The sequence below is a fragment of the Moraxella sp. Pampa genome (assembly GCF_035181385.1).
In the GTDB taxonomy this organism is placed as follows: domain Bacteria; phylum Pseudomonadota; class Gammaproteobacteria; order Pseudomonadales; family Moraxellaceae; genus Moraxella.
Genome location: NZ_JAXCJK010000001.1, coordinates 496,383 through 510,864, shown reverse-complemented (window position 1 = coordinate 510,864; position 14,482 = coordinate 496,383). Strand labels below are relative to the sequence as shown.

General features: G+C 42.9%; 12 protein-coding genes. 2 read left to right on the top strand and 10 right to left on the bottom strand.

Features of this window, described 5'->3' with window-relative positions; genetic code table 11:
- Window positions 1-28: 28 nt before the first annotated feature.
- Window positions 29-1,591, top strand: a complete 1,563-nt coding sequence (gene dacB, locus R0123_RS02490; RefSeq protein WP_323842990.1) for a D-alanyl-D-alanine carboxypeptidase/D-alanyl-D-alanine-endopeptidase — start codon at window positions 29-31, stop codon at window positions 1,589-1,591.
- A 36-nt stretch (window positions 1,592-1,627) separates the two neighbouring features.
- On the opposite strand, the gene R0123_RS02485 is transcribed toward dacB, so the two are convergent.
- Complete coding sequence (locus R0123_RS02485; RefSeq protein WP_323842989.1) at window positions 1,628-2,464, bottom strand: M15 family metallopeptidase; 837 nt, start codon at window positions 2,462-2,464, stop codon at window positions 1,628-1,630.
- Window positions 2,465-2,467: 3 nt separating this feature from the next.
- Window positions 2,468-3,553, bottom strand: a complete 1,086-nt coding sequence (truD, locus tag R0123_RS02480; protein WP_323842988.1) for a tRNA pseudouridine(13) synthase TruD — start codon at window positions 3,551-3,553, stop codon at window positions 2,468-2,470.
- 476 nt (window positions 3,554-4,029) lie between these two features.
- Between truD and R0123_RS02475 the strand changes: the two genes are divergently transcribed.
- A complete protein-coding gene (locus R0123_RS02475) occupies window positions 4,030-5,805 on the top strand; it encodes an acyl-CoA dehydrogenase C-terminal domain-containing protein (protein ID WP_323842987.1) in 1,776 nt (591 codons plus the stop codon).
- Between the two features lie 167 nt (window positions 5,806-5,972).
- Here the strand turns inward: R0123_RS02475 and R0123_RS02470 are convergent, their stop codons facing one another.
- The 8 genes from R0123_RS02470 to R0123_RS02435 form a co-directional block, all read right to left on the bottom strand.
- Window positions 5,973-7,805: a phosphoenolpyruvate carboxykinase (GTP) gene (locus R0123_RS02470; RefSeq protein WP_323842986.1), complete on the bottom strand. Its 1,833-nt coding sequence runs from the start codon at window positions 7,803-7,805 to the stop codon at window positions 5,973-5,975.
- A 338-nt stretch (window positions 7,806-8,143) separates the two neighbouring features.
- A complete protein-coding gene (locus tag R0123_RS02465; RefSeq protein ID WP_323842985.1) occupies window positions 8,144-8,689 on the bottom strand; it encodes an acyl-CoA thioesterase in 546 nt (181 codons plus the stop codon).
- A gap of 14 nt (window positions 8,690-8,703) precedes the next feature.
- A complete protein-coding gene (rluB, locus tag R0123_RS02460; RefSeq protein WP_416381692.1) occupies window positions 8,704-9,642 on the bottom strand; it encodes a 23S rRNA pseudouridine(2605) synthase RluB in 939 nt (312 codons plus the stop codon).
- A gap of 362 nt (window positions 9,643-10,004) precedes the next feature.
- Complete coding sequence (gene scpB / locus R0123_RS02455; protein WP_323842150.1) at window positions 10,005-10,616, bottom strand: SMC-Scp complex subunit ScpB; 612 nt, start codon at window positions 10,614-10,616, stop codon at window positions 10,005-10,007.
- 90 nt (window positions 10,617-10,706) lie between these two features.
- Window positions 10,707-11,600: a ScpA family protein gene (locus R0123_RS02450; protein WP_323842149.1), complete on the bottom strand. Its 894-nt coding sequence runs from the start codon at window positions 11,598-11,600 to the stop codon at window positions 10,707-10,709.
- 1 nt (window position 11,601) lies between these two features.
- Window positions 11,602-12,666: a tryptophan--tRNA ligase gene (gene trpS / locus R0123_RS02445; RefSeq protein WP_323842983.1), complete on the bottom strand. Its 1,065-nt coding sequence runs from the start codon at window positions 12,664-12,666 to the stop codon at window positions 11,602-11,604.
- 175 nt (window positions 12,667-12,841) lie between these two features.
- Window positions 12,842-13,636, bottom strand: a complete 795-nt coding sequence (gene cysE / locus R0123_RS02440) for a serine O-acetyltransferase (RefSeq protein WP_323842147.1) — start codon at window positions 13,634-13,636, stop codon at window positions 12,842-12,844.
- Window positions 13,637-13,664: 28 nt separating this feature from the next.
- Window positions 13,665-14,459 carry an RNA methyltransferase gene (locus R0123_RS02435; RefSeq protein WP_323842982.1) on the bottom strand — a complete coding sequence of 265 codons (795 nt, stop codon included), beginning with the start codon at window positions 14,457-14,459 and terminating at the stop codon, window positions 13,665-13,667.
- Window positions 14,460-14,482 lie beyond the last annotated feature (23 nt).

Below are 14,482 nucleotides of genomic sequence, written 5' to 3'. Positions count from 1 at the left end.
CACGAGTTTGGCTTGGGTTGGTGTTTGTGTGAAAAATGCTAAAACAATGAGACTGTCAGCTTGGTTTTGTCTATTGCTTGGCAGCCTAATGATGTCTGAGTCTGTCTGTATTCAGATGGCAAGTGCGACAGATACTCCTGTTTTGATGGCAGGTAATGCAGGTGATGCCCTGCCTCAGGCCATTCGTGATAAAATGGTGATTGCAGGATTGGATGATGACAAGATCAGTCTTTGGGTTGAGCCTTTAACCGCCGTACCATCAGCACAAAACAGCCAAATCAATCAAACACCAAGTCGTGTTAATCCATCTAATGCCAATTTACGCCACAATCCCATCATTCGCCACCGAGCTGACCAGCCACGCATACCTGCATCTACCCAAAAACTTATCACAACTTTTATCGCTTTGCACACTTGGGGTGAAAACCACCGCTGGGTAACGCGTGTCTATCCAAAAGGAGTGATTGTCAATGGCATACTGTATGGCGATTTGGTCATTCAAGGCACTGGTGACCCTGCAATGACGCATGAGCGTCTGCGTGCTATGTTGCAACAGGTGCAGGCACAAGGCATTCGCCATATTCGTGGCAATATCATGATTGATAATTTGGCATTTAATCATGTTAAATTTGACATCAATGCTTTTGATGGGCAGGGGGTGCGTGCCTACAATGCTGCACCAAATGCTTTTTTGGTGAATTTTGGTACATTGGAAGTGGATGTTTTGCCAGTGGACAATCAAAGTGCTATGGTGCAGGTCATGCCGACATTAGCGGATTTTGATTCACCGAACCAAATTTTGACGAATAAAAAAAGCTGTCTGTCTGATGCTGATTTTCATTTGACAGATGCCAGACTGGTTGTGCTTAATGGCACAAATGCTGTCTGTGGTCGTCGCTCTTATTGGCTGACCTTTAATGATGCTGATACACTTGCAGTAAAGGCGGTGCAGGGCGAATGGCAAAAGCTGGACAATAATTTTTCGGGCATGGTTGGGCTGGCAAACAAACAACAAGCCGTAGGCATGGCGCTGCCTTGGCTGATCTACCCATCTAAGCCATTGGCTGAGCAGATTTATCTGATTAACCAATATTCTAATAATGTCATGACCGAACAAATGGCGTTATCATTGCCATTATCCCTACCTAATGTATCAGCAAGCGATTACCCTAAGGCATTTGGTTTTATCAACCAATGGTGGCAAGACCATTTGACAAGTGCATCACCTATGATGAGTCGTGCGTCTGGACTATGCCGAGATTGTCAGATTACTCCAATGGCAATGGCAGAATTGCTTGCTTTTGCGTACAGACAGCCAAATTTTGAAGTATTTAAGACTTCCTTGCCAATAGCAGGAAAATCTGGCACGATGGCAAGCTTGATTAAAAGAAATTTTAATCATCCTGCGATTGGGCGGGCTTATATTAAGACAGGTACACTAAATGATGTTAAAAGCATGGCAGGCTATATCATGGACAGTCGTGGCAGGTGGTATGTTTTGGTGGTTATGGTCAATGCACCAAATGCAGGGCATGACCAAAGGGTATTGTCTGTACTTGATGAAGTGCTTGCTTATGTGGCGACACTCTGATTTTTCTTTATCTTTGATTTTTCTCTATTTTTTCATTTAGGTGTACGATAAGCCGATGGCTTGATATCTTGTTTTATTATTCATTTTTTTATCGGTGCCATCATCTGTGTTTAGCGGTTGGCAGGTGCGTGGTGCGAATAATGATTGCCCACGCTCATCACCCACATAACGCCAGTGCCAAGATTCTTCGGACACGCCAGTCTTGGCAGAAAATTCTGGCGTGAAGGTCTTTTGCCATCCGTATTTTTGAGCATTTTGCATGAGCCATTGATGACCTTTGGTTTTGGCAAACTTAGTATCAATTGGGGCAAAATCTACCGCATAGCCAGTATGATGTTCAGAAAAGCCTGCAGGCGACGAGGTAAAATAAATACTGCTAGGAGGTTGTTTCTGGCGGATTTTGCGTTTGATGATGGCATCTTGGGCCCTTACTGAGCGAAAGATGGAGCTTGGATATAACGCCACTTTGTCTTTGGCTGCTGCTTTTACTAAGTCTTGTAAGGGTTTTTTGACATCTTTGTGAATGAGTTTGTTTTCATGTGATTTATCACCGTAGCCACTCCACACCAAGTCTTCGGCAAAAACTTCATCATAGGCAAAATGCTCAATACCTACCAACAAAGCATCTGGCGAGCAGATGGGCGATGTTTTTATTTCTAAATCCATAACTGGCGATTGGGGATTTTTTGCTTGGGCTTTTAGGGTGTTGGCATCTTCGTTGTTTTTTGCGTTGATGAGTGTGCTACTTTGTATGTGGGCGGTGGGTGCTTGTGTGTCATCTTGTATGTTTTGTATGTTGGTGGCGTATGTATTTTGGCTAATGGCAAGCATGACCATAACAAAAGTAGTGTGTGTCTTATTTTTATGTGCCATCATTTATGCCTTAATATTTGTGTGATTATGGTTGTTTAGTGTTTGGGATAAAGTGTGCAAGACAACGGTGGCAAAAGTACCTTTTGGCAGGGTAAATGACATTACCAAGGTGTCGTTTTGCCATTGCCAAGAAAGCTTCTGCACAATCAAACGCATGGATCTTCGCATGATTTTGACATTTGTTTTTTGCAAGCCTTTGGTGAATATCATATTTTTTTCATCTTGAAAAACTTGATTTTCTAAATCCAGTGCTCGTTTACTTGCTTTATTTTCTCCCACGCCGTATAAAGTGATGGTGGGGTGAATGTCATGATTGTCAATGCGTTCACGAATTTCATCATCAATATCGGCAGTAAATACTGAGCCTGTGCCATCAAGATTAAATACATCGCCAGATATTGCTTTATCCCAAGTATTATCCGCCACCCTAAGAGTCAAGACTTGATTAAACAGGTGACTGCGTACTGCTGAAATGAGCAGGCTGTTTCGTTCTAGGTCTTTTTTGCTGGGTTTGTAGGGTTTTGAGCTGGCTAATAGTTTTTCAAAAAACATTTGGGCTTTGGTGAGGTTATTGCCATCATGCCCAAATCTTTGTTCGCCAAAATAGTTTGGTACACCATGCTTGGCAATGTGTTCTAACTGTGCATTAATCGCAGACTTTTCACCCACGATGTCTTTTAAGGTGATGATGAAGTGGTTTGATTCATGTGTGCCATGATGCAATTTTTTGCCGTGCCAAAATTGTTGCAAAATGTCAATTTCCTCACCATCTTGTAATTTGCCTTGGATAAAATCTGCAAAACTTTGCTCAGGTTGATTCTTTTTTGGTAAGCGTATGCTGAACCATTGATGGGTAATGGCATGGCGATCTTTTAATCCAGAGTATCCTACATCACGACTGGGTACTTCTGCCCATTGTGCCAAAAGCTTTGCAACAAAAGTGGTATTCATGCCAGTTTTTTTAACATATAACCAAAGATGCTCGCCTTGCTCATCAAATTTAAGGTTCAGTTTTTCGGTAACGATAAAATCGGCAGGCGTGTCTTTAAAAGTGGCAGAAATGATGGTGGGTTTGGTTGTGATTGGCATAATTTGACCGATTAAAATGTGTGATGATTCATTTTGGCTATTTTTTTGGCTATTAAAGCATGATTTTGAATATTTCTCAAATAAAATGCTAAATTATTGGGCGGGTGCTTTATTTTTAACATTTAATAATAATACCAAAAATACCAAATTCAGCCAATCTTGTGCCATGCTAAAATTGATGGCAAGTAATTAAAATGACTGCTTGGTCTTTTGAAGGGCTTGCAAGGATGGTCGATTTTATTTTACAGTGAGACGGCTGATTGTCATGTTATCGTCCTTATTGTTGCATTGGTTTTTTAATCTTTTTTTTTATTTTTAACTGTTTTTAACTATTTTTAATAGTTTTTAAGTGTTGGTTTTTGATGATAATGTGTTTTAAGGTACGATGATTGATCATAAGGTTTTGATAAAACTGGTCTTAAAATGTAAAATATAGCAAGATATTTGTTTGGTTTTTACTCAAAAAAGGAGTTATTATGAGTTTGAAGTATCAAGCGCCCTTAGACGAAATGCGTTTTACGCTGAATGAAGTCTTTGATGCACCGAATTTTTGGCAAAATACACCCAATCTTTCGCATATGGACACTGAGACAGTGGACATGATTTTAGAAGAAATGGCAAAATTTAGCCGTGAGGTGTTGTTGCCATTAAATCAGTCTGGTGATGATGAGGGTGCTAAGTATTTGGGCGAAGGCAAAGTAGCAACACCAGCAGGCTTTAAAGAAGCGTTTCATGCGTATGGAGACATGGGTTGGATTGGCTTGGGTGGTTCGCCTGAATTTGGTGGGCAGGGTATGCCAAAAATGGTAACCATGCTGACAGAGGAGATGCTGTTTTCGGTAAATCAGTCTTTTGCCCTATACCCTAACCTGACTGTTGGGGCAAGCCTTTGCTTGCTTGCTGGTGGCAGTGATGAGCAAAAAACGACCTATTTGCCTAAATTTTATACAGGCGAATGGGCAGGTACAATGTGTTTGACCGAACCGCACGCAGGCACAGACCTTGGAATCATCAAGACTCGTGCCACACCCAATGATGATGGCTCTTATAATATCACAGGCACTAAGATTTTTATCACAGGTGGTGAGCATGATTTGGCAGATAATATCATTCATTTGGTGCTTGCCAAGACGCCAAATGCACCTGCTGGCTCAAAAGGAATTTCGCTGTTCATTGTGCCAAAATTTTTGGTTAATGATGATGGTTCGTTAGGGGAGAGAAATGCTGTTTTGGCAGGGTCTATTGAGCATAAGATGGGTATTAAGGCCTCTGCCACTTGTGTGATGAATTTTGATGATGCCAAAGGTTATATGGTGGGGGCGGAAAATACAGGGCTTGCTACGATGTTCATTATGATGAATTATGAGCGTGTTACGATGGGTCTGCAAGGTCTGGGGGCAAGTGTATTGGCGTATCAAAACGCTTGTAATTATGCCAAAGACCGCTTGCAAGGTCGTCATGATGATGGTATTAAAAATGCCGATGAGATGGCCGACCCCATCATCGGTTTTGGTGATGTGCGTCGTATGCTATTGAATGCTAAGATTAATAGTGTTGCTTCTCGTACTTTTGCTATGTATGTGGCAAAGGAGCTGGATATCGCCAAATTTGGTAATGATGAGATTTGTCAGTCTCATGCCAATGCCAAAGTTACCTTATTAACGCCTGTAGTTAAAGCATTCTTGACTGATATGGCGTTTGATGCAACCATTGATTGTCAGCAGGTATTTGGTGGGCATGGCTATGTCAAAGAATGGGGTATGGAACAGATTGTCCGTGATACTCGCATCAGCCAAATTTATGAAGGTACAAATGGCATTCAGTCGCTTGACTTATTGGGTCGTAAGGTGATAAAAAATGATGCCAAGACGATGCTTGCCTTTCTTGATGAGATTGATTTGGCGTGTGAGTCTAGTGCCACCAATCACGCCATCAAGACAGCACTAAAACAAGCGACTGTTCGTATTCGCTCTTTGACTAACGAGCTGATGGCAATTGCCAAAACAGATGTAAATACCATCAATGCATCGGCGGTGGATTATTTGCACGCTGTTGGCTATTTGTGTTATGCTTATATGTATCTACTGATAGTCAATGCCAGCGATGGTAAATCTGGTAAATTTTATGATGAGCGTTGTAAATTGGCGGATTATTTCGTGGTGCGTAGTTTACCAAAACTCTATGCTCATGCTGATATGGCACAAGCAGGTGCAACCAGCATCATGTCTTTTGATGAGGAATTTTTCGCTTGATATGCCAAGCCGATTAAGTCAGATTAACATTATAAAAAGACAGTCTATAAGCTGTCTTTTTGTTTTTTTAGCTACCCTTGATGGTGGTGGTCTGTTGTCATAAAGGCTTATTTTTAAATAAAAAAGCATTCTAATAATAATTAGAATGCTTTAAATATTATTGATGATTAAGCACTTTGTACCGCATCAAGCAGTTTGGCTTGATGGTCAATCAAGGCTTGCGGCATACGCTCACCAAGTTTTTCAAACAGTGCCTGATGGTCGTTTAATTCTTTTACCCAAGCATCTTTGTCTTGGCTGGTTACTAAGCTAAATTGTTGCTCGCTAAAATCAGACTCTGCCCAATTGATGTCGCCATAAGTAGGCACAAGACCAATTGGTGTATGGACGGCATTTGCTTTACCATCACAGCGGTCAATAATCCATTCAAGCACACGCATATTTTGACCAAAGCCAGGCCATACAAAATCACCATTTTCATCACGGCGGAACCAGTTTACCTTAAACATCTTAGGCATTTTGGTACCGTGTTCGTTGGTCAGTTTTTCTAGCTGCTTGCCCATTTCTAGCCAGTTGGTAAAATAGTCAGCCATGTTGTAGCCTGCAAATGGTAGCATGGCGAATGGATCACGGCGTACCACACCCTGTGCACCAGTGGCGGCGGCGGTGGTTTCAGAACCCATGGTGGCAGCTTTATACACGCCATCCACCCAGTCAAAAGCCTCCGATACTAATGGCACAGTATCAGCGCGGCGACCGCCAAAGATAAAGGCAGAAATTGGCACACCTTCTGGATTTTCCCATTGTGGGTCGATAGATGGACATTGAGCCGCTGATACAGTAAAGCGGGCATTGGCATGCGATGCTTTTTCGCTACCATCATGCTTTTGGCGTTTCCAATTGATGAGTTTTTCTGGGGTTTCTTTGGTTTTTCCTTCCCACCACGCCTCGCCGTCTTCTGTCATTGCCACATTGGTATAGATGACATCAGAGCCTAATGTGCTCATGCAGTTGGAGTTGGTCTTGGTGTTTGTGCCAGGAGCAACACCAAAAAAGCCTGCTTCTGGGTTGATGGCGTATAGTTTGCCGTCTGCTGATGGCTTAATCCATGCGATGTCATCGCCCACAGTTTCTACCTTCCAGCCCTCATATCCTGCTGGTGGAATCAACATAGCAAAGTTGGTCTTACCGCACGCTGAAGGGAATGCTGCGGCGATGTAGTGTTTTTTGCCTTGTGGATTGGTTACGCCCAAAATAAGCATATGCTCAGCCAGCCAACCTTGTTCACGGCCCATGACAGAGGCGATACGCAAGGCTAGGCATTTTTTGCCAAGTAGAGCGTTGCCACCATAGCCTGAGCCATAAGACCAGATTTCACGAGTTTCTGGGAAGTGAACGATGTATTTATCATCGTTACAAGGCCACGCCACATCTTTTTGACCGTCGGCTAATGGTGCACCAACAGAGTGTATACATGGTACAAATTCACCGTCTGTACCAAGTACATCATATACCGCCTTGCCCATACGAGCCATTTTACGCATACTGGCTACCACATAAGGACTGTCGGTCAGTTCAACACCGATATGAGCAATGTGGCTACCCAAAGGGCCCATACTAAAAGGCACAACATACATGGTGCGTCCTGCCATACAACCATCAAATAAACCTGCCAACTTGGCACGCATCTCGTCTGGGTGTTGCCAGTTGTTGGTTGCACCAGCGTCGATTTCTTGCTCTGAGCAGATGAAAGTACGGTCTTCGACACGAGCTACATCTGATGGGTCTGAAAATGCCAGATATGAATTTGGGTGTTTTTCTTGGTTTAATTTTACCATAGTGCCGTTGTCAATCATAAGATTGATTAGGCGGTCATATTCTTCTTGTGAACCATCGCACCATTCGATGCGAGCAGGCTTGGTAAGATTTGCGATTTGAGCAACCCAATTTACTAGGGCTTGATGACGGACAAAATCTGGTGCAGTAGTTGTTGCGGTCATGATAACTTCTCGAGTTTCAAGTTAAATGAGTAAAATGCTTTTGATGGTGGAATAAATACCACCTTGACAAAAAAATTGCCATATTAAAACATAAAAGCGATGAGATGGTAAGTATTATTTTTAAAATAAACGAATATATTTTTTAAATGAATAATAAAAAATGCGTGCTATCTAATATGGGGTTATTTGTCCTTTTTTATCCTTTGTGGTAGGAGTTTTAATTAGGAGTAAAATAAGACTGCTATTTTCTTATTTTAAAAGCTAAATTAATGCTTTGGAATAAAAATACCAACCCAATATTTATTTAGATAGCCTTTTTTTTATTAAAAAAAGTTTCATCACTCACTTGGATAAGGACGCAGCTTGTCGGCATCAATCCATGCCTGCACCCATTCATCAGGGGGTAGGTGGATGTTTACATAGCCCAAACTGTCTAAAACTTTTTTGGTGGGTAGGGCTTTGCCAGATTTAAAATCAGTTACCGCCGTACGCAGTAGAGCGTGGCAGGTGCATTTGTCCTTAACCCACATGGTTTGTTCAACATAAAACCAGCGTTCATCCACCGCACAAATGCGAGTTTTCATCACGACTTGATCAAAGGCACGAATCCGCTTGCGATACTGAATGGTGCTACCTGCCACGACCAGCCCCCAGCGGTTTTTGATGAGTTTTGCCCCAAGACCTGAACGAATGGCAAAATCCGTACGACCCAAATCAAATAGCGTAAAAATTCGCCCATTATTCATTTCAAGAAAGTTGTCAATGTCGTTCACATTGGCGGTAAAACGATATTCGCTTGTGTCATAAAAGTCTAGTTTATCGCCTTTTTTGAAATCAAGCGAGCTTTTGACAATGGTTTTGGCAAGACGAAAAAACGGATACATGATTAGACCTTATTTCATATCTGATAAAATTTGGCAGTTTTTAGGTTGGGTGAGTTTGGTGTTGAGGCACGCTCTTGTGATAGTCGCTTGCCTTTATTGGCAGGTTTACCACCCATGCGGCTGCGTCGCTCCTCTTGTTTTTCGTGTCTTTCGTGTTTTTGACGGCGAATTTCACGAGATTTGAGCGGTTTTTTGTGAATGCGTGCTTGCTTTTCTTTGGCGGCGGTATTAAGACCTGTGCCGATGCGAGGGCGTAAGCCTACTGTTTCGATGAGTTTGCCGATTTCTTTAGCATCAAGCTCAATGAATCGCCCTGTGCGTAGCTCTTTTGGTAGAATGACCGTACCATAGCGAGTGCGGATTAGGCGAGAAACTTTGAGTTCTTGGGATTCAAACATACGACGCACTTCACGCTTGCGACCTTCTTTGATTTTGACATGATACCATTTATTGACACCCATGCCACCACCTTCTTTGATGTCATCAAACTTTGCCATGCCATCTTCAAGCTCAACGCCACGAGTTAGGTTTTGGGCAATTTGTGGGGTAACTTCGCCAAGCACACGCACCGCATACTCACGGACAACTTCATTTGAAGGGTGCATCAAACGGTGTGCCAGCTCACCATCGTTGGTAAATAGTAGTAACCCTGATGAGTTGATGTCTAGACGACCGACCATGACCCATCTATCGCCTGTAAGTTTAGGCAGGCGGTCAAAAACGGTAGGGCGACCTTCTGGGTCTGAGGCTGATGAAATTTCACCTTCTGGCTTATAGTAGGCAATGATACGGCGGCGTTTTTCTCGTTCTGCCTTGATACGCACAAGCCGACCATCGACACGAATCTCATCAGTAGTGGTGGCACGGTCGCCCAAAGTGGCAATGCGACCATTGATAGAGATACGCCCTGCCTTAATAATATCTTCCAATCCACGCCGTGAGCCCAATCCCATGCGAGCGAGTAATTTTTGAAGTTTTTCGCCATCGGCGTGGCTGGTTGGTGCTGATTGAGACGAATCAATGTCGGTAAAGCTGGTGGTGTCATTCATGATGATGGTCCTGTGGTTGGATAGCAACATTTCACAATGTTAAAAAGGTTAATGATACGGCTTTTGATGGTATTTGGCAAGAAAAATTTGTCATAAAGTGGTAAAAACACCAATTCTACCGACAGACATTTTTTAGGTGGTTTTTAGGTAAAAGGTTTTTCAAATGTACTTTAAATTAACAATGCCAAAAAATAAAAAAACATATTAGGACTGCCGATGGTTAAATAATACAATCAACAATCAACAATCAACAATCAACAATCAGACTATCTGATATTTAAACTTTGTAGGTCGGGTAATTCTGGTAAATCCTCCAAACTCAATAAGCCAAACGCATCTAAAAATGCAGGCGTGGTGTGTAATAAGGCAGGCTTACCCAGCGTGTCTTTATGACCCTTTTCCATAATCCAGCCCTTGTCAAAAAGCTGTCTTAAAATATTGCTTGATACGGTAACGCCACGCACCTGCTCGATGTCGCCACGAGTTACAGGCTGTCTATAAGCGATGACACTTAGGGTTTCAAGCAATGCCTGACTTAGGCTTTCCAATCTTTCTGGAAAAATTTGTTGAATGAGTCGTGAGTAGTTGTCTTTGATTTGTAGTCGGTAGCCACTGGCAGTTTTGCCAAGCGTTAACACGCTTCCTGCTAGGCGTTCTTTTAAAATGATAAGAGCCATTTGCAGTTCATCACTGCTCATGGACAGATGTTTTTTTAGGTCGGTATCAGTTAGGGGGGTTTCGCTGGCGTGTAATAGCACCTCAATATAGCGACTGAGTGCTTCGGCGGTAGCGTGTGCCTCCAAGATGGCTTTTTGTTCGTCTGTTTTTGTGTTGGCAGCGGCCACATCAAGTACTAGGGGAGTGATTAAATTTTCCATGATTTTTATAAAAATAATTTAAGATGAAATAAATAGTGGTGTCAATAGGCTGAACATCAATAATGTAAGTACAAAATGCCAATCAGCCAATCAGCGTAACCAATAAAGCGTCTGCTCACCAATGGCGTATCCAATGTTATCTACGCTGGGCAGTGTATTTTTGGCTTGCTTTTCGGTGGTGAGAGCGTAATTGTCTGCACTTTCATCATCAAAGTCATCTGTTGGGTACTCGTCAAATCCCACCAAACCACGCTTGATGAGTTCAAGAATCGCCACAAAACTGACCACCACGCCAAGTTTACCTTGTGTAGGTTCAAGCAATTCTTTGAAGGTGGCCATGCCTTTTTTGCTCAAAGTCCGAGTAATAGCGGCGATTCTCTCAGGCAATGGCACAGGGTCGATGGCGACCGTGTGCATTTGATAATCTGGCTTGATTTGCATATTGATGAGACTGTCAACCAAAATTTGTGGCGAGTATTTGGGCAATTCGGCACGCATTGCTTGTGTGCTGGGTAGGCTTGTAAATGCCAAAAACACATCTCTTTCAAGACGAATGAGATTGTCAAGGCGTTTGGCGGCTTCTTTGATTTGAGCATACTCTTCTAGCTTTTGAATCAGGCGTGCTTTTGGGCTTAATTCTTCATCATTGATGCTTGCTTGAGGCAACAACAGCTCACTTTTAATGGCGATTAATGTGCTTGCCATGAGCAAATAGTCGCCCGCTAGCTCAAAATATTCTTCATCTAAGTCTTTGATGTAACTGAGATATTGCTCTGTGATGGGCAAGATGGCAGTCTCGGTTAAATCAAAATTATTCTTTTTAACCAAGTACAACAAAAAGTCAAGCGGGCCTGCAAATTGTTCTAGCCAAATGGCAAATGCTTGCGGTGGGATATATAAATCCTCAGGCAAGCTTTCAACAGGGGTGTCAAAGATACGAATCTGCGTATCGTTGGTCGCAAGATTTGTGATGGTGTCTGTCATGTCATTTGAGCTTCGCTAAAGGCTTGATACCAATTGCACGGCGAGTTTTGTCAAGTTGCTTTTGGGCAACTCGTCGAGCCTTGATTGCCCCCATTTGTAGGATTTCTTCTAATTCTTTAGGATCATTCATCAGTTCAAAATAACGAGCCCGCATGGGAGCAATTTCGTCATTGATTTTATGAAACAAAATTTCTTTTGCTTCGCCCCAGCCGATGCCTTGGCGATAATGTGCTGCCAGTGCTTTGATTTCTTCTTTGTTGGCAAAGGCACGATAAATTTCAAAAATGTTGCAGTTGTCAGGGTCTTTTGGCTCTTCTGGGGCTTGTGAATTGGTAACGATTTGTGCAATCGCTTTTTTTAGAGCTTTTTCTGGATCAATTTGTGGATTGCCATCGCCAAACAGCGGAATGGTATTGCCATAAGATTTGCTCATTTTACGGCCATCAAGCCCTGTCAGTAGTGGCGTGTCTTCATCAACCACAGCAGTAGGCTGAGTAAACAGGGCTTTGTATTTAAAATTAAAAGTACCAGCGATATCTCGTGCCATTTCAATGTGCTGAACTTGGTCTTTGCCAACAGGGACATGGGTGGCGTTGAACATTAAAATATCTGCCGCCATCAGTACAGGGTAGCTAAATAGCCCCATGGTAATGCCAAAATCAGGGTCGGTATCTTCTTTGGCGGTATTAATATCAACAGCTGCTTTGTAGGCATGAGCACGGTTCATCAAACCCTTGGCGCATGAACAGTTTAAAATCCACGCAAGCTCTGGAATCTCGGCAATGTCTGATTGACGATAAAAGGTTAAAGTTTTAGGGTCAAGGCCGCACGCCAACCAAGTGGCTGCGATGGCACGAGTGGAGCGATGGATTTCGTCAGGGTCGAAGCATTTGATGAGTGCATGAAAATCCGCCAAAAAAAAGAACGCATCACCCTCACCTTTGGCGACCGCTTCGTTGGCGGCAGCGATGGCAGGGCGAATTGAGCCGACATAGTTGCCCAAATGTGGAATGCCTGTGGTGGTAATCCCTGTGAGAACTCGTCTTTTTTCGGTGGTGTCAGTCATGGAAAGTTTCCTATTTATAAAAAGCGTCAAATCATCAAAGTATGAAGTATAAAATATAAAAGTATCAATGCAAAAGCAGGATTTTGCTGTTTGTTAAGCTATGGCCAATCAAAGGGGTTTTAACTTGCCATTATAGCAAATAAAAATAGTAAATCATAAAAATTTAGCCAAATGTCTAGCAATTAAGTACATCTAAATCATCTTTGCAGATGGGCGTGATGATGTCGGCACAAAAGTTTGGATCCAGTTTGCAGATGGCGGCTTGCAGTTCGCATATTTTTTTATCTTGGTTTTGAATGTGAGCCAGCAGGGCGGCAATACTGGTGGCGATTGGATCTTGGCTGTCTGGTTTTAGACCGTAGGCATTGAACAGCTCATTGGCAGCATCTGATTGCTCTTGACTGACTTTTGGTGCATCTTTTTTGTTGGTTTTGTCAATCATGCGAGCGGCAGAGCCGATCATTGTGGTGTTGCTAGGGACGGGCTTAACGACAACAGCATTTGAGCCGATTTTGGCGTTGTTGCCTACAGTAAAGCCACCTAGAATTTTTGCACCTGCACCCACCACGACATGATCGCCAAGAGTGGGGTGGCGTTTTGTACCTTTCTCCCATGACACACCACCTAAGGTAACGCCATGATATAAGGTAACATCATCACCAATTTCTGCTGTCTCACCAATGACCACGCCCATACCATGGTCAATAAACAAGCGTCTACCAATTTTGGCAGCAGGGTGGATTTCTATGCCTGTTGTCATACGGCCAATATGCGATAGTGTGCGTGCAGCAAGTTTTTGGTCGGCATTCCATAAGGCGTGGGCCGCTCGGTGTAGGGTGCGTGCGTGAATGCCAGGATATGTAATGGCAACCTCAGCTTTGCTACGAGCAGCTGGGTCTTTGTCAAGCACCGCTTCGATGTCTTCATTGACAGCAAAGATGAGTGATTTTAAACGATTGATGATGGACATGGCAATCCTTAAAATAAAGCGTGGTTGGTTAGATTTTTTGGCTGATTTTGGCAATCAAAGATCGCAATAAAGCATATTCTTTTTGATCAAGCTGTACTCGGCTACTTAGTCGAGACAAGCGACTTGGTAGGTTTTTTAAGTCTTGGCTATCTGCCAAATCAAGCCTTGTCATCAGATTGATGATGGCGTCATTGAGTGCATCTTTTTGGCTGTGAGTGATCATGGCCTCGTCCCAGTCTTGACGAATGGTGAGTGTCATTTGATTGGCGTTATTTGATTTATCCTCATTTGATTGAATAAATCTATCATAAATGAACGAACTAATCACCTGTACTGCAGCGGCAACATTGAGTACAGGATAGTCAGGATTGGCAGGAATTTGAATGTGGTAGTCGGCAGCGGCAAGCTCATCGTTGGTCAGGCCTCTGTCTTCTCGACCAAATAAAATGGCAATCTTAGGTGGTTTTTTATTATCTGGTTGTTTGATTTGCTGAGTAAAAAAGTTTGCCAAGATATTTGCACTTTGACTGGGGGTAACGACAGGGCGTGGTAGATGACGAGTGCGAGCAGAAGCGGCAAAGACGAGCGAACAATCAGCGAGTGCTTCGTCCAGCGTATTAACAATGCAAGCTTTTTTAAGAACACTTACCGCCCCTGCGGCACTGGCAATGCTTGTCTCATCAATAGGTAGGCGAGGCTTGATGATCATTAAGTCATCAAGCCCCATCGTGTGCATGGCACGAGCAGCAGAGCCGATATTGGCAGGTAGGGTTGTGCCAATCATGACAATACGAATGTTTTTTAAGTGGTTAAGATGATTCATTTGGTTTGTGTTTTTTATTTATG